Source organism: Acetobacter estunensis (assembly GCF_011516945.1).
GTDB lineage: Bacteria > Pseudomonadota > Alphaproteobacteria > Acetobacterales > Acetobacteraceae > Acetobacter > Acetobacter estunensis.
The window spans coordinates 23,071-41,589 of record NZ_WOTH01000025.1; the positions used below are offsets into that span (position 1 = coordinate 23,071).

The following is an 18,519-nucleotide window of genomic DNA, read 5'->3' on the forward strand; positions in this document are numbered from 1 at the left end:
TTCTGTACGAATGGTTCAGGCGTGAGCCTCACAGAACCGTTACGGGGAGATTGTGGCGGCTTCAAGCCCGGCGTTCTCCTGTGGGCGGGGACGGGAAGGGAGAGGGCTGTTTTGGGCCGGGTGGTTCCGGCGCGGGAGAGAGAGGCGTGCCGGGACCGTTCCTCCTTCCCTCCCGGAGACCACCGTTATGGATTGCCCTGTTACACCCACTCCCAACCTGCGCGGCTTTGCCGCCGCGGGGTTGCTTTTGTCCCACCTCGAACGCGGGGAGACGCTCGACGCCAGCCGACTGCGCCGCGCCATGCAAACCGCCTTCAACGCGGCTGACGCAACGGGCGCATGGGACTGGAAGATGGCCTATGACGCCGCCGAGGCCGCGTCCGTCCTGTTCCTGCGGCGCTACGGTCCGGCCCTGATGACCAAAGCATCCGACTACACAGATTTGCTGGCCCGTATCGCGCGTCTGGCGTCTCTTCTCCCCTCGCAGACGCGTCGCTCGGACGACAGTCAGACCTGGCAGCAGTTCTCGACGCCCTTGCCGCTGGCTTTCTGCCTTGCTCGTGGGTCAGATATCGGGCGCGGTGAGCATGTTTTGGAACCCTCGGCAGGGACCGGTCTTCTGGCCGTCTTCGCCGAACTGGCGGGTGCGTCGCTGACTCTCAACGAATTTGCGCCGCGGCGTGCAGACTTGCTGACCGCGCTGTTTCCGGCGGCCCGCCTGTTCCGGCATGACGCTGCCCAGATCCACGACTATCTGCCCGAGAGCGTTCAGCCGGATGTCGTCATCATGAACCCGCCCTTTTCGGCGACGGTGCATGTGGCGGGGCGGGCGCCTGACACGACGTTCCGGCATATCGCCTCCGCACTCGACCGGCTGAAGCCCGGTGGGCGGCTTGTCGCCCTGACCGGTGCGTCCTTCGGCCCCGACAACCCGCGATGGACCGATGGCTTCACCACTCTGCAGGCCAAGGCACGTCTGGTGTTTTCGGCCGGTGTGGCGGGGCATCTGTACCGGCAACATGGAACGGCTGTCGAAACGCGGGTGCTGGTGTTCGACCGCACACCCGCTTCCCAGCCCTCGCATTTTGTCGCGGCCCGTGGCACTGCTCCCGATTTTCCGACGCTGCTGGGCTGGATCATCGGTGATCTGCCGTCACGTCAGCCACAGGCGCACCAGTCGTCGGCAGTGTCACGCTCTGCTGCTCTCTCCTCGCCTCGCACCGTGCGGGGCTATCTCGGGCGCAAGGCAGCCGTCGCATCCCGCCAAAGGACGGTCTCGGAGATGCAGGGCGCGCCCCTGTCCTACGAGATCCTGCCGCCGGATGGAGACGGAACCGCGACGACACGTCTGTCTGACGCGCTCTATGAGGACTATCGCCTCCAGACCATTGCGCTCCCCGGGGCACGACCGCACCCCACCAAACTGGTGCAATCAGCCGCCATGGCCTCGGTGCGCCCGCCCGGGCCTTCCCACAAGCCAACCCTCCCTGATGCCGTCATCCGTGACGGCCTGCTCTCTGACGCGCAGCTGGAATCTGTCATCTACGCCGGTGAGGCCCATGATCGCTATCTGGCAGGCCGATGGAAAGCCGATCTGGCATGGGATGTCCTCACTCGTGTCGGTGAGGATGACCCCGACGGCGTCCGTTTCCGTCGTGGTTGGTTCCTCGGCGACGGTACCGGCACCGGAAAGGGCCGCCAGGTCGCGGGTATCATTCTCGACAACTGGCTCAACGGCCGCAGGCGTGCTGTCTGGGTGTCTAAATCCGACAAACTTCTCGAAGACGCGCAACGTGACTGGTCGGCGCTCGGCATGGAGCGGCTGCTGGTCACGCCCCAGTCACGCTTTGCTCAGGGAACACCCATTCGTGTCTCCGAGGGCATCCTGTTCACGACCTATGCGACACTCCGCACGGAAGAACGCGGCGCGAAAGCCTCCCGCGTCCAGCAGATCGTCGAGTGGCTGGGGACTGATTTCGACGGGGTCATCATCTTCGATGAAGCGCATTCCATGCAGAACGCCGCCGGCGGTAAGGGAGAGCGGGGCGATCAGGAAGCCTCCTTACAGGGGCGTGCCGGGTTACGCCTGCAACATGCTCTGCCGGACGCGCGGGTGGTCTATGTCTCCGCCACGGGTGCTACGTCGGTCCACAATCTGGCCTATGCCCAGCGTCTGGGTCTCTGGGGCGGGGAGGATTTTCCCTTCGTGACGCGGGCCGATTTCATCGCCGCCATCGAGGCAGGCGGTGTGGCGGCCATGGAGGTGCTGGCGCGCGATCTCAAGGCCATGGGACTCTATGCCGCCCGGTCGCTCTCCTACGATGGCGTGGAATATGAACTGGTCGAGCATCAACTCACGCCGGAGCAGATCCGCATTTATGATGCTTTCGCACGCGCGTTCATGGTCATTCATAACAATCTCGACGCCGCCATGCAGGCCGCCAATATTACCGGCACGGACGGTACGCTGAATCGTCAGGCCAAGGCGGCAGCACGGTCGGCCTTCGAAAGCACCAAGCAACGGTTTTTCAACCATCTGATCACGGCCATGAAGACCGTGACCCTGATCCGCTCGATCGAGCGCGATCTGGCCGAGGGCCATGCTGCCGTCATCCAGCTTGTCTCCACAGGCGAAGCCCTGACCGAACGCAGGCTGGCGGAGATCTCGCCGGAAGACTGGAATGATCTGCGGATCGACGTGACCCCGCGGGAGTATGTCCTTGGGTATCTGGAACATTCCTTCCCGGTTCAGCTTTATGAGCCCTATAGCGATGGGTCTGACCATGTGTATTCGCGGCCAGTGTTTCATGACGGCAAGCCTGTCCTGAGCCGCGAGGCCGTGGCCCGGCGTGATGCGATGATCGAACAGCTTGCCGCACTCCCGGCACTGCCCGGCGCACTCGACCAGATCATCCAGCATTTTGGCACGGACTCTGTCGCCGAGGTGACTGGCCGCTCGCGCCGCGTGGTGCGCAAGGGGGACCGGCTTGCCGTGGAAAGCAGGCCAGCAGCGGCCAGCCTGATCGAGACACAGGCATTCATGGATGATGCCAAGCGCATTCTGGTCTTCTCGGATGCAGGAGGTACGGGCCGGTCCTATCATGCCGAACTTTCGGCTGCGAACCGCCGTCTGCGCGTACACTATCTGCTGGAGCCCGGCTGGAAGGCCGATGCTGCCATTCAGGGCCTGGGGCGTACCAACCGGACCAACCAGGCCCAACCGCCTCTGTTCCGACCGATCACGACGGATGTGAAGGCGGAAAAACGTTTTCTTTCCACCATTGCCCGGAGGCTGGACACGCTTGGCGCCATGACCCGGGGGCAGCGTCAGACGGGCGGGCAGGGGTTGTTCCGGCCGGAAGACAATCTTGAAAGTCCCTATGCCCGGGATGCGTTGCGGCAGTTCTACCGTCTTCTTGCCCGTGAAAAGGTTGAAGGCTGCACGCTGACGGACTTCGAGGCGGCGACAGGTCTCTCGCTCGTGGATGACAATGGGCTGAAGGATAAACTTCCGCCGATTTCCACCTTCCTGAACCGGATGCTCGCCCTGCCGGTTGTCCTGCAGAACCTGCTGTTCGCCACCTTCGAGGATTTATTGGCCGGACGGGTGGAAGCCGCAAGAACAGCTGGTGTGTATGATGCCGGGCTGGAAACGCTGCGTGCCGATAGCTTCACCATCCTTGCACGACAGATCATTCATACGCACGCTGAAACCGGGGCTGATACGGAACTGCTGACCATTCGGGAACGCAGGCGGTCCGAACCCGTTACGGCACCGCAAGCACTTGATTTGGGTCGTGAACGGGAGTCCGGATACGTCCGGAATACGCAGTCCGGACGCGTCGCGGTCCGTATCCCGGCGCCGGGACTGGTGACGGAAGAGGGAGAGTACGAGCGGCGCGTCCGGCTGGTCAGGCCTATGGAGACGCAACTCCACTCCGTCAACGCGTTTTCGGCCAGCCATTGGAAGCCCATTGATCAGGAGACTTTCGTCCCTCTCTGGGAGGCGGAGTTGCGCACGGTTGATGAATTCGTCGAAACCGAATTCCATATGGTGACGGGCCTGCTCTTACCGGTCTGGAAACGTCTGCCGATGGATCATGCCCGGGTCTACCGGCTGCAAACCGATGACGGCGAGCGCGTGCTTGGCCGGCGCGTGCCTGCGACCTGGGCCGCGAACGCAGGTGCAACGGGCAGTCCTGCACTTTCAGGTGGTGACGCGCGCGCTGTACTGCTGGACGGTGGGACGGTCCTCCATCTGGCCGAACGGATGCAGGTGCGGCGGGTTCGGGTTATGGGACGGCAGCGTATCGAACTGACCGGTTTTACCGAAGGGATGCGGGAACGGTTGCGGGCCTATGGCCTGTTTTCGGAAATCATCTCGTGGTCATTACGGTTTTTCGTGCCGGTCGATGAGGTCGGGGATAAGGTTCTCGAACGGCTGTTCGAGACATGGCCGATCGAACGCGTGACGGAAAGGGAGGCGGCATGATGGCCGATTATGATGCGCGGGATCTTTCACGTCGCCTCGCCGAACAGGCGGAGGCGGTGTGCCGTCATTACCTCTCTGCCGGGCGGCAGCATGGCAATTACTGGCTGGTCGGCGACGTGCGCAATACACCGGGACGGTCGCTCTATGTGCGCCTGCACGGCCCCTCGGAAGGGCGGGGCGCGGCTGGTCGCTGGACCGATGCCAGCACGGGTGAATTCGGCGATCTGCTCGATCTGATCCGTGAGACTCTGGGTTTGCTTGATTTCCGTGACGTCGCTGACGAGGCACGCAACTTTCTGGCGTTACCGCATCCCGAAGCAGACCGTGCGGAGGATCGTCTGCGGACCGCTCCATTGCAGCGCCACGAGACGGGTGGCACCAGCACGGAGGCTGCGCGCCGTCTGTGGGATGCCAGCCGATCTCTGTCGGGCATTGCAGACGCCTATCTGCGAAGCCGCGATCTGGCCAATCGCTCAGGATTGGCCGCGCTGCGTTTCCATCCTGACTGCTACTACCGCGCCGATGCCGACAGTCCGACCGAGACATGGCCCGCGCTGATCGCCGCCGTGACCGACCTCAAAGGCCGTGTTACCGGCATCCATCGCACCTGGCTGGCGCGGGACGGAAAGGGCAAGGCGCCCATCGCCATGCCCCGTCGGGCCATGGGCGACCTGCTCGGCCAGGCCGTGCGCTTTGGCACGGTGTCTGACGTGCTGGCGGCAGGCGAGGGGATCGAGACGGTGCTCTCGCTTCATGAGGTCATGCCCGCTCTGCCACTGGCCGCCTGCCTGTCCTCGGCGCATCTCGCCGCCATGGTGTTTCCGCCCACGCTGCGCCGCCTCTACGTGCTGCGCGATGACGATCCCGCTGGGGATCATGCGGTGGCGACCCTGCTGGTACGGACGCAGGAGGCCGGGATCGAATGCCTCGTGCTGTCACCGCGTCTGGCGGACTTCAACGATGATCTGCGCTACCTCGGGCGTGGGGCGATGCGGGCGATCCTGCATCCCCAGCTTGCCCCGCAGGACGTGGCGCGGTTCCTGCAACCCGTCACGCACTGAGGCGGGCCGGGAAGGGGGTGTGAGGGTCATCGTCTTTCCCTGCCGTGCGGGGTGCTGTCCCATTTCCGGATGGGGCGCGCCCGCGGCCTTTTCTGGAGGGGAGCGGGCGTCAGCCAGGCCGGGCCTGCAATGGCGGAGCCGGCTATTTTCCGCCGCGCGGGACTGCGTCCGCGCTTTGCATCGCGAAGCAAAATAGCCGTCTCCCTGCCATCCTCCACGGCGTTCCGGCCACGCGTTGCGCGGTTCCGGCCCGGCCTTCGTCTGCCGCTATCCGCCCCCGGAAAGGCCGCGAGGGGCGCGGCCAGAACCGGAGGACAGACCCATGACCCGCACACAGGACGATTTCGAACCTGCACACGCCACATCTTCCACCGCCCATGTGCTGGCCGAACTCCAGCTTTACGGCCACCGTCCCTTCGAGGACGAGCCAGACCCGAGGCCCTTGCCCGACGCCAGCCAGATCGAGGGCGCAGTCGCCGATATCTTCGACGCCCTGTCCGCCACGCTGACCGAAACCCGGCTGGAGCCCGATCTTGAACCGCTGCTCTGGTCCACGGTCAACGTCTTCCATCGCATGGTCGGGCAGGTGGAGCGTGATCTCGACCGCAACGAGCAGGCGCAGAAACGCAGCCAGCAGGAACAGGATGGCAGCGAGATCCGCTCCGTGGAACTGGAACGCCTCATCGCCGAGGGGCTGACCCTGCTGGAGCGACGCAACGCCTGTGAGATATTCCGCGATCTGGCCTGCGACCAGTTCGAGCGCCTGACGATGTCGCCCTGGCGGCCACGCTCAGGCTCGCTGGTCAGCCGCAGCACCCTGACGGCGTCCATGATCGACAGCCGCGATTTTCTCAACGCCCGCAGGAAAGCTGAAACGGAACTGCTCGTGCCTCCCGGACCAAAGGTCGCGGTCACCGGCGGACTCGATTACGAGGACCACCATCTGATCTGGAACCGGCTGGACAAGGTGCGCGAGAAGCACCCCGACATGGTGCTGCTGCACGGCGGCTCACCCAAGGGGGCGGAATTCATCGCCTCCCGCTGGGCGGATCATCGTGATGTCGCGCAGATTGCCTTCAAGCCGGACTGGAACCGGCATGGCAAGGCCGCCCCGTTCCGGCGCAACGACGCCCTGCTGAAAGTCCTGCCCGTCGGGGTCATGGTGTTTCCGGGTTCCGGCATTCAGGACAATCTGGCCGATAAGGCCAAACAGATGGGTATCCCGGTCTGGCGGTTCCGCAAGGAGGCTGGCGCGTGAGCGCTAGTTTCTCTCTCGTGACACCCCTCGTGGTTTACATAGCTGACCATGTCATGGAATTTGCAAACAGGAACTTGGTGACAGTAACTTGCCGTGCTCTGCAAATGGAAAATTTATCGTTTAACCGAGTGTCATTGTGAGAGAAGAGGACAGGAAAATGGACAATAATCGACAGGTCGAAATCGGGAGTGATCCACAGGACGCGTCGTCGCATAAAGAAACGGATCATTTTTTCGGGGACGTTTCTGTCTGGATCAACGGCGAGGGTGCGCTGCTTCATGCAACTCTGTCACTGGAGGATGTTATCCGGTCGCAGCGGAAGGTCGTGAGCAAAATTCATCTGACACAGCAGTTGCGGCGTCTAACAAAGAAATACGGCAATATTCGCTTATTAGATTCGCGTAGTAGCCCACCATTTTGGAAACTTCTTTCCCTCCTGAATCTGGACGACATTCATTTTCTGTCCATAGGGCTTTGGAAGGAGAAACAGTCCGATATCACAGGCGTCATGGCAAACTGTACCCTTCATTTTCTGGAAGGTAATGTAACCGTCTGGCCCTATTGGACATTGTATAAAACCGATGAAGAATTTCTTGGTAGTCTGGTCGGTCCATTGCGAGATAATAATCTGATCGAGCGAACCGTAAAACAGACAGATGCATCAAGAATTACGGATAACTCTGATGTAAACAGGCAAAATAGTGATTTCCTCGGATATCTTCGGGATTATTGAAAAAACACTTGCTGAATAAGATGACGAACTCCCTCCCGCAAAAACGAGGTAATAGTCGGTCTCGGCTAATCGACTGACCACACAAACACGTCGGGCTCCCCATTACCTGCACTCCCGGTTGAGGAAAGCGCGGGTAACCGCGCCCCGGAAAGCCCCGCCCGGAGGAGAACGGTTGCAGGGCGGGACCTCTTTTCCCCGTTTCGGCTGCGGGGACGATGGATGAGGGAGGCGACGGCTCCCTTCCTCATCGGTGAAACGGTCGGACCGTCCGTGGCGAAGGAGGGATCGTCCAGCGGGCAACCAACTGGCCAGCCTTCGTTGGAACGGCGGGTCCATAGGATGCGGCCCTAACCGTTCGTAGAAGGGACGCGGCAGTCGGGGGCGGTTGTCTGGCCGCGATCCGCGCCACCAGCAGGGAAGACGGTCGCACCGGGCGAGCGCGATATCCTCCTGTGTCGCACGTTCCCCACCTGACGGACCGGTCATGCCGGCATCATATCTCCATGGGGCTGGCGGGTCCGCACACCATGGCCTCTGTCGGATGGCTGATCTAGCCGAAGACCGGCTGCGCCTCGATCGGCTGGCCGCAACGGCGTTCCTGAACTTTCTTCCCCTGCCGGCTGCGCCGTCATTCCTCGCGAGACAAGAAAGTTCCGGCCCTGCCGTCCTCCGCTGCGCTTCGGCCCTGAAGGGTGCTCTGCCGCTCGCCTCCGGCTGGTCGATCGCCATCGAGGCCACGGTGGTCGCGGCCCGATAACAGCATGGAGATACGACAATGGCTAACATCGGTTCCTTCAAGAAGGTGGGCGAAGGCTTCGAAGGCGAAATCGTCACCCTGGCCCTGCAGGCCCGCAACGTCCGCCTGGTGGCGGAAACCAACCGGGCCAACGACAACGCCCCCAACTACCGCGTCTACCTCGGACGGGTTGAACTCGGCGCCGCATGGACCCGCCGCTCCAACGAAGGCCGCACCTATCTGAGCCTGAAGCTGGACGATCCTTCCTTCGCCGCCCCGATCTTCGCCAACCTGTTCACCGACGAGGAAGGGGAAGGCTACACCCTCATCTGGACCCGGCCCCGCAGCCGGAACGGGGAGTAAGCGCCCCACCACCAACCCCGCCCGGTCTCCCCGGGCGGGGCCTTCCGGGGCTTCATTTTCCCACGTGCTCTTCCGGGGCGGGGGCGGCAGCGCTGGTCGCCCGACGTGAGAGGTCGGAGGAATACGAGGCTTTCCCTCAGCCTTCCCATTGTACCATGCGCGAGGGCGAACCGCGTCAAGGATGCGTGGTCCCCCCAATTTTGCCCGACGCACCCTTCGGGCGCGCCGAACAAAATCGGCTCCCCCACGCGCCGGCAAGCCGGTCGCCTGCGGCGATCCCTGACCCGGTCCGCCCCGGCATGAGCCGTCCGTCCTGTCTTCGAGAAACGAAAGGAGCAGGACGATGACCACACTGCACGACCACATTCAGATGCTGCGGGCCGAACTCACCAGCTTTCACCTCAGCAAATGCGAGCGCCGACAGATCGAGCGCGAACTCAAAGAGGCGCTGGTCCGGGTCGCGACAACGCGCCGCCGCTCGGAGGAATGAGCCCGGCGCGACATTGATCTCCCGCACATCAGGTGGGAGATTTTTGCGGTAACCCCATTAACGGGAGATATCTGCAATCCGTGCTATCAGGCATGTCTTTTTTTCTGGAAACAATACCGAACAGTACGTATTATCATGTCCCGTACTATTTGCCGGAGGTGGAGATGATTGTCATCGGGCTCATCTCATGGGTCGTGGGGACCGGACTGCTCTGTTGGGTCTTCTTTACTCTTGTCTCAATGGCCGTGCCCACGATGGCCGGACTGATCGTCTTCTTCTGGACATATCGTATGGGGGCCGGGCTTGCCGCCGTCTTTTTCGGTCTTGTCGCGGGCATTTTCGTGCTGTGGCTGTTTCGTGTCGCGCTCGCGTCGATCCAACGTCCAGACATCCGACTTGCCGTGGTGCTTGCCTTCTGTCTCCCGGCTTGTATTGCCGGATACTCGGCTACGGTTGGACTGGCGCAACTCGGTATTTCATCTCCTGCCTTGCAGATCATCATGGGAGTAACCGGCGCAGCTACCGTCGGGGCGGCTTCATTCGTGCGCCTGGCCCCGGACGCCGGTCGAGGCGGCAGAACGTTCCTTTATCGGCACGATTAATGCGTGCCTCACATTATTCCCCTTCGACGGACGCCGTGTACCGTGAACTGATCAGATACGGCTCGCAATGACCCGTGGCTGATGCGTCACCGTAATGACTGGAGATTGGCCGACGATGCAGACGCGACCTGACTGGCATACTTCCGGATTTCTTGACAGGGCGCTCACGCTCGACCTTCCTGATTTCGCACAGGAGTTTCTCCTCCTGAATCAGGATTACGTCCGTGGTTATCGAACGCTTTCCAGATACGAAGATGCTGACGAGGTAGTCCGTCAGCGAAATCTGCACATTTTTGCACGTCAGTGGGGGCTCCGATTTCCCTGTTGATCCTTCGATCCCTGCGTGGTCTGTCCCCGCGCTCTGGGCACCGGAGGCGCTCTCCGCCATCATCGCGCTGGTACGCGCTCCTGAAATCTATGCGGCCGGACGTTTTGCACCGCTGATCCTGACGCCGCAGACCAATGCGGTCGTAGCGGATGATGGCCTCCATGTCATCGTAGGCGACCGGGGTGGCCCACTCCGGCTGTGGATTTCCGATGATTGCCACGAACGAGCTGCTGTCGTGATCCCCCTTGATGAATCCTGCTGGGTTCGCCTGCATCATTTGCGTCGCTTCATCGAGCGTCTGTATGGTCGGACGGCAGGTCCATTGCCCAACACCTTTCGGCCCACACGTTACAGGGTCAGGCGGCTTGCCCACGCGCTTCAGGCTCTCACCGCCAAACAGGCCGGGGCCACGGCTCGTGACATCGCGGCACTGACGGATCCGGGAGTGAAGACCCTGAGCGGTTCCATCTGGAAGGACGTTCACCAACGTGCGCGCGTCGAGCGCCTGCTGACCCTTGGTGAACAACTTGCTGCTGGAGAATATCTCGCCCTGCTGCAATACGGCCGCCGCCCGTTTCCGCCACCGGCGTCGAGAGAAACCAGCTAAAAACATCGAGATTCCTCCATCAGATATCAAAAAATTTTCTGTCCTGCGCAAGGTCGCCTGACGTCTGGAACGTAGTGCATCTTCGGTGTTCAGGGGGTGGACGATTTCTTGGGGCACCCCCTGTTTTCGTCCACCACCCCGTGCGTTTTTTTTCGCCAGTCTCCGCCCCAGTACGCGGCGTTACGCCACGTCCTGTTTCAGTGGAGAACAGTCATGGTCCGAAAAAGACCCCAGCCGAGACCGGCCCGGCATCTGCGAACCCCGCAGGCCGCTGAATGGCTCGGCATTTCACCAAGAACACTCGAGCGATACCGCACAATTGGCGGTGGTCCCGTCTTCTATAAGCTGGGTAATCGCGTCACCTACACGATCGGTGACCTGAAAGCGTGGGTTGAGAACGGCATTTCAAAGTCGATCTTTTCGAAGAACTACATTCTCATGCGTGCTGGTGTTGCGCGGCGCGGAAGGGGGCGGTCATGACCCCCTGCATGCCGCGCCTGCTCATGTCCAATGCGTTCTTCGCACTGGGGAAGGGACGCCGCCGCGCCCCGCTGCGCTTCAGGCAGGGAAGCCAAAACATCCTCGTTTCGTCCCCGATGGCGCTTGCGACCATCTGGGATGCGGACATCCTGATCTGGGCGACATCGACGATGATCGCCGCACAGCGTTGCGGCGCGCCGATCCCAACGGTCCTGCAGGCAACACGATATGAAATCCTCGGATTTCCCGGGCGTGACGTGTCGGGCGGATATTATGAGCGTCTGCCAGACGGCCTTGAACGGCTGAGCCGGACCAACGTCGTCATCAGCGCGTCCGAATGGACCGATGAGCAGACCGGCGCTCCGTGGATCGAAGACTGGCAGATCTCCGCCGGTGTCGTTCACATCCGTCTCGCAGCCTGGTTCCGCGAGGCGGTGCTCACGCCTCGGGCCGTGCTTGCGCTCGACCCGGCCTACTTCACCCTCACCAGCGGCTTCGAGCGCCTGCTCTACCTGATCGCACGCCGGCATGCGGGACGGCAACGTGACGGCTGGGCCTTCGAGGTCGCCCATCTTCATCGCAAGACCGGGATCACCCAGACGCTTGTCGCATTCGTGGCTCTCCTTCGACGTTTGGCCCGCAGCAACACGCTCCCCGGTTATCGCATCGAACTGTCCGACCTGAGCTGGCCGAAGCACGTGCGCTTTCGACCAATCGGCGGTCCTTCTGTGGATAAACTTGTGGGTATCCCTGTCGATAATTCTGAGCGGACACGCCTATCGACCGTCGAATCCACGCCTATCGCATGCGAAAATCATGGATAAGAGACTGGAAAATAATGACAAATCGCCTCTCTCTAAAGAGTCTAAATAGACTCTCTTTGTACATGCATACCGCGCGCGACCCAATGCATGGTCCATGGCATCCGGTCCTCTCCGTGCCTCAGGGTGGTTGCGGGCACTGCGGCGACAGCGGAACCGATCCGCTTTTTTCGTCTCATGTCCGGCTCTGCCAAAGCCGCCGCCTTGCCCGGCCAGGCAATAGCTGCTGCCGATTGGTTGGTGTGGAGGCACCGTCATGACGCTGCTCTGCGGCGACTGCCGCGACGTCATGCCGGCGCACGGACCATACGACCTGATCCTTGCAGATCCACCTTACGGCGAGACGTCCCTGTCCTGGGACCGTCGCATCACAGGCTGGCTGCCGCTTGCGGCGCAGGCCCTCACGCCATCCGGTTCGCTCTGGGTGTTCGGCTCCCTGCGCAGCTTCATGGCGACGAGCGGCGACTTCCGCGCGGCTGCCCTGCGGCATGCTCAGGAAATCGTCTGGGAAAAGCAGAACGGCAGCGTGTTCCATGCCGACCGGTTCCGTCGTGTCCACGAACTGCTCGTGCAGTTCTATCCTGCCTCCGTCCGCTGGCAGTCTGTCTACAACGCTGTCGCGACAACGGATGACGCCCGGGCGCGGGTCATACGTCGTAAGCAGCGTCCCCCGCATACCGGCGCGATCCCGTCCTCGATCTACCGTATTCTCGACGGCGGCCCGCGTCTCGCCCGCTCCGTGCAGCGCTTCCGCAATGTTCATGGCCGCGCCATCCATCCCACCGAAAAGCCCGTGGCGCTGCTCGACCTGCTGGTGCGGATGAACTGCCCGCCCGACGGCCTTGTGGGCGACTGGTTCGCCGGGTCCGGCGCCGCCGGCGTCGCCTACCGGCTGGCCGGACGCCGCTATGTCGGCTGCGAGATCGATCCGGATATGGCCCAACGCGCCCGCGATCGCCTTGCTGCCATTCTTCCCTTTCCTGTCGGAGAACCGTCATGAACGATCTTCGCTCCCCCGCCGGCGCGCAGCTCGATCTGGTCTGGATCGAGACCCGCATCGAGCAATGGCTGCGGTTCGGCTATCCCGAAACCAGCGTCAGAATTGACCGTCACAGGCGTCGCGTAAGTTTCGCCGCAGGCGATGTGTTCGCCCTGATGCGCTGGCTTGCCAGCGACACGGGCGCCGTCACGGTGTCCATCGACATCGTGCGAGCCATGCCGCCGGACGAGCCATGCGCCGTCCTGCCATGGATCACCGGCGCTGCCGACAGGCTGCTGCGCCAGACCGGTGATGCTCCGGTCCGGACGGTGCTCGACACCATCACTCGCATCGAGCGGCAGGGCCTCGATCCTCGCGCTGTGTGCCCGGACTACTGGCGCGATCTCGACGAGCGGTTGCGGACCAGTCGGCCCGTGCCGCCCTATGACCGCGCCCGCCACGAGGCGTGGCTCTGGCGGAGGGCTGCGTCATGACCCGCCGCGCCTGGCTCTTCACCACGTATTTCGCTGCCCTCATGACCCTGGCGACGACCGGTGTCTCGCCCAGCCCGCGCTGGGTGTGGAACGCCACCGCCAGCGTGCCGGTGGGCCTCTATCGGGTCACACCCACTCCGGCGCTGCGCGTCGGCGACATCGTGGCGCTGCATCTGCCCGAGCGCGACGCGACGTTGCTGGCCACGCGTGGCTATCTGCCCTTCGGCGTGCCGCTGCTCAAGCCGGTCGCGGCGCTCGCCGGTCAGACCGTCTGCCGCCTCGGCCCGCACGTCACCATCGACGGCAAGGCGGCGGGTGACGCCAAACCTGTCGATCATCGGGGGCGTCCATTGCCCGTCTGGCGTGGCTGCATCCGTCTCGGCCCGGGACAGGTCTTTGTCATGAACCCGGCGGTCCCGACCAGTCTCGACGGGCGCTATTTCGGTGTCCTGTCGGCCGACACAGTGATTGGTCGCGCCACGCCCGTCTACCTGCGGACGGGCGACGCCGAACCGCCGCCCCCGCGTTTCGAACCCCTTCCGGATCTGACGGATCCGGGTCGACATCCCCCCATGATGATGGCGCGCCCCGCTCCCGTGAAGAGCGCCGGGCCTCCGCTGGAGTGACGCCATGACGCCGCCATACATCATCTCAATTCTCGACAGGAAAGCGTTCAACCTATGAGCCAGATCGGTTTCTTCACGCGCACTGCGAATGGCTTTGCCGGGCGCCTGCGCACGCTCGCCCTCGACGCGGAACTGACCTTCGTACGCTCCGAGAATGCAGACGCGGAAAACGCCCCAGACTATCGCATCCACCTCGGTGACAGTGCCGAAGCGCCGGAGATCGGGGCCGGCTGGACCCGCACCGGGGAACGCGCCGGGGAATACGTCTCGGTGTTGCTGGACGATCCCTCGCTCGCCCAGCCGATTCGCGCCACCCTGTTTCAGGCTGGTCGTGGCGGACGCGTCTGGAATCTTGTCTGGGCGCGCGCCACGAAGCGTCAGGGAGGTCGGGAATGACACTCACCCGTCTCCGGCTCGGCTATGCCGATCCCCCTTACGTCAATTGTGCCCATCTCTATCGCGGACAGCCGGACTACGCGGGGGAGGTCGATCATGCGGCCCTCGTGCGGCATCTCGACGCGACCTATGACGGCTGGGTCCTGCATGCTGCCGCGACACCGGCGTCGATCGCAGTGTTGGCACCACTGGTCGAGGCCACGGGCGCACGCTGGATGGCATGGGTGAAGGGCTTCGCCGCCTTCAAACGCAACGTCCCGGTCGCCTATGCGTGGGAGCCGGTCATCATCAAGGCGGCGCGTCGTCCTGTTGTCAGCCCTCGCCTGGTCATGCGGGACTGGATTCAGGAGAGCATCACCCTGCGTCGCGGATTGCCGGCGCGAAGCCCGAAGCGGTGTGTCACTGGGCCTTCGAAATGCTCGGTGCCCGTCCGGACGACGCGCTAGACGATCTCTATCCCGGGACCGGAGCGGTGACGCGGGCATGGGAGTCATGGCGCCGGAAGTTCTTCCTGCCGCAGGTCTGCCTATCGCCGCCGAAACATCGCCCGGATGATCCGCCGCTCGATCTGCTCATACCGGAGGATTTCTAATGAGGGGGGCGGCTTTCTGTCGAAGGGGCGCCCTGGCGGTCGCCCGGTTCGGGCTCGCGCTGGTGCTCTCGCCCGTTCCGGGACAGGCGCAGGATCTCGATGCGCTGGTGCGGGAGGCCGCCCGGCAAGCCGCTATCCCGCCGTCATGGATCCGTGCAGTATTACGCATCGAGAGTGACGGTGATCGGCACGCCGTGTCGTCGGCGGGGGCCATGGGGCTGATGCAGATCATGCCCGGCACGTGGCGTGACCTGCGCCGCACCCTCAATCTCGGTGCCGATCCGTTTGACCCGCATGACAACATCACCGCCGGCGCCGCCTATCTGCGCTGGCTTCACGACCGTTATGGCGATGTCGGGTTTCTGGCCGCCTATAATGCCGGCCCCAGACGTTATGACGAGCATCTGGCGACCGGCAGACCGCTACCCGACGAGACGCGGGCGTATGTGGCTTCGGTTGTGCGGTGGATGGGGGATGACGCTGTTCCGACCGTTCTCAGTCAGCTGTCGGGCACCCCGTCTCCGCTCATTCCTGTAGCCATCGGTGGTCTTTTCGCCGGGCCTGCCCATCCTGTCGCGAGCGATACGGCTGCGGTCGGCGACAGTCTGGCTCCAGGAAGGTCTGCGGGACTCTTCGTCCCGGCTGGCTGGAGGGAAGCACCATGAGCAGACACTTCATGCTCACCTTCGACGTGCGGCCTGGTCCGGGTTTAGAAGGGCCGGTGGGGATGCTGGGGGAGGGGGTAGCGTATAGGCAGGATAAAAGCCGCGAGGTGCGGCACGGTTGGGGGTGGTTTTGTGGCGGGTTTCTGCGGATTTTCGGCACCCTCTGCGAGGTGCGCGGAGCTTTGAAGCCTGCCGGTTCCCGTTTCTGGCGGTTTACCGCCATTTCGCGCACATCGCGGGCATTAGCATGAAGAATGACGACGATTTCCGGGTTCGTCCCGGACGCATCCGTTCCCCTGGCGCCCAGCGTGCACGTCCCTTTATCGCGCAGGCCCTGGCGGCAACCCAGCGTGCTGGGGGCATGGGGCGGGGACGTCAGGGAACTGGAGGAAGTGGTCGCTCGACCTTCGGGCGTGGCCGTGTCGCGAGCGCGCATGCCAACCGGTTTCTGACCACCCGATCGCGTGGGGTGGTGATCAAGGCCCGCGTGGTGAAGCACGGCCCTCGGGCCGCACCGCTGACGCCCCACCTGCGTTATCTGCGCCGCGAGGGCGTCACGAAGGACGGCGCGAAGGCAAAGATGTTCGGCCCGGAACAGGACGAAGTCGATCCCAAAGCCTTCGCCGAGCGCTGTGCCGATGACCGTCACCATTTTCGTTTCATCGTCTCGCCAGATGATGCGGTGGAAATGGCGGACCTGAAGCGCTTCACGCGCGATCTTATGATGCAGGCTGAGCATGATCTCGGCACGAAGCTCGACTGGGCGGCGGTTGATCACTGGAACACCGAACATCCCCATGTCCATGTCATCGTGCGCGGCAAGGCGCAGGACGGCGAGGACTTGGTAATCTCGCGCGATTACATCCGTGAAGGCATGCGTGGTCGTGCGCAGGAACTCGTGACCCGCGAGCTTGGTGTGCGCAATGACATCGAGATCCGGCGTGCCGTCGAACGTCAGGTCGAGGCGGATCGCTGGACGCAGCTTGACCGCCAGCTTCAGCGCGATGCAAATGAGCACGGGATCATCGACATGCGTCCCACGCCCGATCGCCGGTCCGATACGTTCGAGGTACTCAAGGTGGGCCGTCTCCGGCGCCTGGAAGGCTTGGGGCTGGCGCAGCAGATCGGGCCGGGTCGGTGGGCGTTGGAGGAACACGCGGAGGCCACGCTGCGTGAGATGGGTGAGCGCAACGACATCATCAAACGGATCCACCGTGGTCTCGCCGAGCAGGGCGTCGAGCGCCCGCAATCCTCGTGGGTGCTGGCCGCCGAGGAAACCGCCCATCCCGTCATCGGCAAACTGGTCGGGCGCGGGCTGGATGATGAGCTGAAGGGTACGGCCTTCGCAGTGGTGGATGGGATCGATGGGCGTACGCACCACATCCATCTTCCGAGCCTGGAGGCAACCACCGACGCTCCAATGGGGGCGATCGTTGAATTGCGCCGGTTCGAGGACGCAAAAGGACGGGCACGTGTTGCGTTGGCGGTGCGGTCGGACTTCACACTAGACCAGCAGGTGGAGGCGCAGGGGGCGACGTGGCTGGACCGACAGGCTGTAGCGAAGGAACAGCCGGAACTCGGGGGTGGTTTCGGGGCTGAGGTGCGGGATGCGATGCGTCAGCGCGTTGATTATCTCGCACGGGAGGGGTTCGCACAACGGGAAGGGGGGGAGCGCGTCAAGTTCGAGCGTGGCTTGCTCACTGCGCTCCGTAATCGGGAGGTAAGGGCACTGGGCGAAAGGCTTGCGCTGCAGGAGGGAAAGGCCTTCGACTTTGTTGCTCCTGGCGACAACGTGGCCGGTGTCTATCGGAAACGTCTTGCTCTTGCATCAGGGCGGTACGCGATGATTGACAACGGCTTGGGCTTTCAACTTGTCCCGTGGACGCCATCTCTGGAGAAACAGATCTGCAATGCGGTCTCCGGGGTGGCGAAGAGCAATGCATCTATCGCCTGGGAATTCTCGCAGCGACGGGAGGCGGGGATTGCGATGTGAGCTAAACAGACAAATCGAATGTGAACGATATCAACGCTGTCGAGTTTTGGTCTAAATTAAACAAACAATCTATAATGGTTGTCTCAATCTTTACGTAAATATACAAAGTAGTTTTGCCTCAAGCCCCCATAATAAACCTGAAAATATCTCTTTTATAGACCTACGAATCCACTTCGTTGAAAACCTCAGGTTTAAAGTTCTTCCCCCATAAGAAGATCCTTCGGCGTCGCCTCAGAGAAGAGACAGAGCTTGGTGAAGTTTAGGTGTCCCTAGGGAAAAAGAGGAAGCTCTACCGACTCAGGCTTCGTCTGTCCTGACATAGCGGACCACAATGTCGCTCATTCTGATGATAAAGGGGGAAATAGGCGCGAATGGGCGGGCTAGACCTTAATCGCTAGGTCGCCCCGAAATAAACTTCTCAGCGAAAGGGTATAACAATGAGTCAGTTGTGTATCGATGAACCACGAGACGAGGTTCAAGATCTCCGACGTCGCGCTCACGAACTGCCGAAAGGAAAACTACTGGCGCTGGCATGCGCTGGATTTATTACGATCTTGACGGAGGCGTACCTGCCGGCCTCCTCCCGCAAATAGGGCAAGGCTTACACGTTTCTGGCGCTGCAGTCGGACAACTCGTAACGATATACGCCATCGGATCAATGATTGCGGCAATACCTTTAACATCTTTGACTCAGTGTCTGACCGAAAATGAGTTGAGTGATTTCAGCGGGTTATGATTCATGGGTTTGCGATAACCTGATGAGATCAAGATGGCCTGGACTGAAATCACCCGCGCGCAGTATC

The 18,519-nt window shown here is 62.4% G+C and carries 20 protein-coding genes; all 20 read left to right on the top strand.

Features of this window, described 5'->3' with window-relative positions; translation table 11 throughout:
• Positions 1-187: 187 nt before the first annotated feature.
• The 20 genes from GOB87_RS11465 to GOB87_RS11555 all read left to right on the top strand — a co-directional run bounded on the left by GOB87_RS11465 (position 188) and on the right by GOB87_RS11555 (position 17,716).
• Positions 188-4,492 (top strand): bifunctional class I SAM-dependent methyltransferase/DEAD/DEAH box helicase, encoded by a 4,305-nt coding sequence (locus tag GOB87_RS11465; protein WP_166316767.1) that lies wholly within the window; start codon positions 188-190, stop codon positions 4,490-4,492.
• The gene (locus tag GOB87_RS11470; protein WP_242006333.1) at positions 4,453-5,553 is read left to right on the top strand and encodes a DUF7146 domain-containing protein; all 1,101 of its coding nucleotides are present in this window, start codon (positions 4,453-4,455) and stop codon (positions 5,551-5,553) included. The genes GOB87_RS11465 and GOB87_RS11470 overlap by 40 nt, the downstream gene beginning before the upstream one ends.
• 322 nt (positions 5,554-5,875) lie before the next feature.
• A complete protein-coding gene (locus GOB87_RS11475) occupies positions 5,876-6,811 on the top strand; it encodes a DUF2493 domain-containing protein (protein WP_166316770.1) in 936 nt (311 codons plus the stop codon).
• 136 nt (positions 6,812-6,947) lie between these two features.
• Positions 6,948-7,544 carry a hypothetical protein gene (locus GOB87_RS11480; protein ID WP_166316773.1) on the top strand — a complete coding sequence of 199 codons (597 nt, stop codon included), beginning with the start codon at positions 6,948-6,950 and terminating at the stop codon, positions 7,542-7,544.
• 541 nt (positions 7,545-8,085) lie between these two features.
• Positions 8,086-8,301, top strand: a complete 216-nt coding sequence (locus GOB87_RS11485) for a hypothetical protein (RefSeq protein ID WP_166316776.1) — start codon at positions 8,086-8,088, stop codon at positions 8,299-8,301.
• Between the two features lie 18 nt (positions 8,302-8,319).
• The gene (locus GOB87_RS11490) at positions 8,320-8,643 is read left to right on the top strand and encodes a DUF736 domain-containing protein (RefSeq protein ID WP_035378674.1); all 324 of its coding nucleotides are present in this window, start codon (positions 8,320-8,322) and stop codon (positions 8,641-8,643) included.
• 343 nt (positions 8,644-8,986) lie between these two features.
• A complete protein-coding gene (locus GOB87_RS11495; protein WP_014106184.1) occupies positions 8,987-9,133 on the top strand; it encodes a hypothetical protein in 147 nt (48 codons plus the stop codon).
• Positions 9,134-9,297: 164 nt separating this feature from the next.
• The gene (locus tag GOB87_RS11500) at positions 9,298-9,735 is read left to right on the top strand and encodes a hypothetical protein (protein ID WP_166316779.1); all 438 of its coding nucleotides are present in this window, start codon (positions 9,298-9,300) and stop codon (positions 9,733-9,735) included.
• A gap of 115 nt (positions 9,736-9,850) precedes the next feature.
• Entirely contained in the window at positions 9,851-10,063 is a 213-nt protein-coding gene (locus tag GOB87_RS17165; RefSeq protein WP_408737142.1) for a transcriptional regulator domain-containing protein, read from the top strand.
• Entirely contained in the window at positions 10,029-10,670 is a 642-nt protein-coding gene (locus tag GOB87_RS11505) for a DUF2285 domain-containing protein (protein ID WP_166316782.1), read from the top strand. Before GOB87_RS17165 ends, GOB87_RS11505 begins: the two co-directional genes overlap by 35 nt.
• Positions 10,671-10,883: 213 nt before the next feature.
• A complete protein-coding gene (locus GOB87_RS11510; RefSeq protein ID WP_081477936.1) occupies positions 10,884-11,150 on the top strand; it encodes a helix-turn-helix transcriptional regulator in 267 nt (88 codons plus the stop codon).
• Positions 11,147-11,974, top strand: coding sequence for a replication initiator protein A (locus GOB87_RS11515; protein WP_166316785.1), 828 nt, complete (start codon positions 11,147-11,149; stop codon positions 11,972-11,974). The genes GOB87_RS11510 and GOB87_RS11515 overlap by 4 nt, the downstream gene beginning before the upstream one ends.
• Positions 11,975-12,227: 253 nt before the next feature.
• Entirely contained in the window at positions 12,228-12,971 is a 744-nt protein-coding gene (locus GOB87_RS11520; protein WP_166316788.1) for a DNA-methyltransferase, read from the top strand.
• Complete coding sequence (locus GOB87_RS11525; RefSeq protein WP_166316791.1) at positions 12,968-13,444, top strand: DUF2840 domain-containing protein; 477 nt, start codon at positions 12,968-12,970, stop codon at positions 13,442-13,444. The genes GOB87_RS11520 and GOB87_RS11525 overlap by 4 nt, the downstream gene beginning before the upstream one ends.
• Positions 13,441-14,070 carry a S26 family signal peptidase gene (locus GOB87_RS11530; protein ID WP_166316794.1) on the top strand — a complete coding sequence of 210 codons (630 nt, stop codon included), beginning with the start codon at positions 13,441-13,443 and terminating at the stop codon, positions 14,068-14,070. Before GOB87_RS11525 ends, GOB87_RS11530 begins: the two co-directional genes overlap by 4 nt.
• A 54-nt stretch (positions 14,071-14,124) precedes the next feature.
• Positions 14,125-14,466 carry a DUF736 domain-containing protein gene (locus GOB87_RS11535; protein WP_166316797.1) on the top strand — a complete coding sequence of 114 codons (342 nt, stop codon included), beginning with the start codon at positions 14,125-14,127 and terminating at the stop codon, positions 14,464-14,466.
• Positions 14,463-14,912: a hypothetical protein gene (locus tag GOB87_RS11540; protein WP_242006335.1), complete on the top strand. Its 450-nt coding sequence runs from the start codon at positions 14,463-14,465 to the stop codon at positions 14,910-14,912. Before GOB87_RS11535 ends, GOB87_RS11540 begins: the two co-directional genes overlap by 4 nt.
• A 145-nt stretch (positions 14,913-15,057) precedes the next feature.
• Positions 15,058-15,723, top strand: a complete 666-nt coding sequence (locus GOB87_RS11545; RefSeq protein ID WP_166316800.1) for a lytic transglycosylase domain-containing protein — start codon at positions 15,058-15,060, stop codon at positions 15,721-15,723.
• On the top strand, positions 15,720-15,974 hold the full coding sequence (locus GOB87_RS11550; RefSeq protein ID WP_166316803.1) for a hypothetical protein: 255 nt from the start codon (positions 15,720-15,722) through the stop codon (positions 15,972-15,974). Before GOB87_RS11545 ends, GOB87_RS11550 begins: the two co-directional genes overlap by 4 nt.
• A complete protein-coding gene (locus GOB87_RS11555) occupies positions 15,971-17,716 on the top strand; it encodes a relaxase/mobilization nuclease domain-containing protein (protein WP_035353783.1) in 1,746 nt (581 codons plus the stop codon). The genes GOB87_RS11550 and GOB87_RS11555 overlap by 4 nt, the downstream gene beginning before the upstream one ends.
• Positions 17,717-18,519: the final 803 nt, after the last annotated feature.

Excerpts from the sequence above, each read along its gene's own strand:
- GOB87_RS11465 (WP_166316767.1), top strand. The coding sequence starts at position 188 with ATGGATTGCCCTGTTACACCCACTCCCAACCTGCGCGGCTTTGCCGCC.
- GOB87_RS11470 (WP_242006333.1), top strand. The coding sequence starts at position 4,453 with ATGGCCGATCGAACGCGTGACGGAAAGGGAGGCGGCATGATGGCCGAT.
- GOB87_RS11475 (WP_166316770.1), top strand. The coding sequence starts at position 5,876 with ATGACCCGCACACAGGACGATTTCGAACCTGCACACGCCACATCTTCC.
- GOB87_RS11485 (WP_166316776.1), top strand. The coding sequence starts at position 8,086 with ATGGCTGATCTAGCCGAAGACCGGCTGCGCCTCGATCGGCTGGCCGCA.
- GOB87_RS11490 (WP_035378674.1), top strand. The coding sequence starts at position 8,320 with ATGGCTAACATCGGTTCCTTCAAGAAGGTGGGCGAAGGCTTCGAAGGC.
- GOB87_RS11495 (WP_014106184.1), top strand. The coding sequence starts at position 8,987 with ATGACCACACTGCACGACCACATTCAGATGCTGCGGGCCGAACTCACC.
- GOB87_RS11500 (WP_166316779.1), top strand. The coding sequence starts at position 9,298 with ATGATTGTCATCGGGCTCATCTCATGGGTCGTGGGGACCGGACTGCTC.
- GOB87_RS17165 (WP_408737142.1), top strand. The coding sequence starts at position 9,851 with ATGCAGACGCGACCTGACTGGCATACTTCCGGATTTCTTGACAGGGCG.
- GOB87_RS11510 (WP_081477936.1), top strand. The coding sequence starts at position 10,884 with ATGGTCCGAAAAAGACCCCAGCCGAGACCGGCCCGGCATCTGCGAACC.
- GOB87_RS11515 (WP_166316785.1), top strand. The coding sequence starts at position 11,147 with ATGACCCCCTGCATGCCGCGCCTGCTCATGTCCAATGCGTTCTTCGCA.
- GOB87_RS11520 (WP_166316788.1), top strand. The coding sequence starts at position 12,228 with ATGACGCTGCTCTGCGGCGACTGCCGCGACGTCATGCCGGCGCACGGA.
- GOB87_RS11525 (WP_166316791.1), top strand. The coding sequence starts at position 12,968 with ATGAACGATCTTCGCTCCCCCGCCGGCGCGCAGCTCGATCTGGTCTGG.
- GOB87_RS11530 (WP_166316794.1), top strand. The coding sequence starts at position 13,441 with ATGACCCGCCGCGCCTGGCTCTTCACCACGTATTTCGCTGCCCTCATG.
- GOB87_RS11535 (WP_166316797.1), top strand. The coding sequence starts at position 14,125 with ATGAGCCAGATCGGTTTCTTCACGCGCACTGCGAATGGCTTTGCCGGG.
- GOB87_RS11540 (WP_242006335.1), top strand. The coding sequence starts at position 14,463 with ATGACACTCACCCGTCTCCGGCTCGGCTATGCCGATCCCCCTTACGTC.
- GOB87_RS11545 (WP_166316800.1), top strand. The coding sequence starts at position 15,058 with ATGAGGGGGGCGGCTTTCTGTCGAAGGGGCGCCCTGGCGGTCGCCCGG.
- GOB87_RS11550 (WP_166316803.1), top strand. The coding sequence starts at position 15,720 with ATGAGCAGACACTTCATGCTCACCTTCGACGTGCGGCCTGGTCCGGGT.
- GOB87_RS11555 (WP_035353783.1), top strand. The coding sequence starts at position 15,971 with ATGAAGAATGACGACGATTTCCGGGTTCGTCCCGGACGCATCCGTTCC.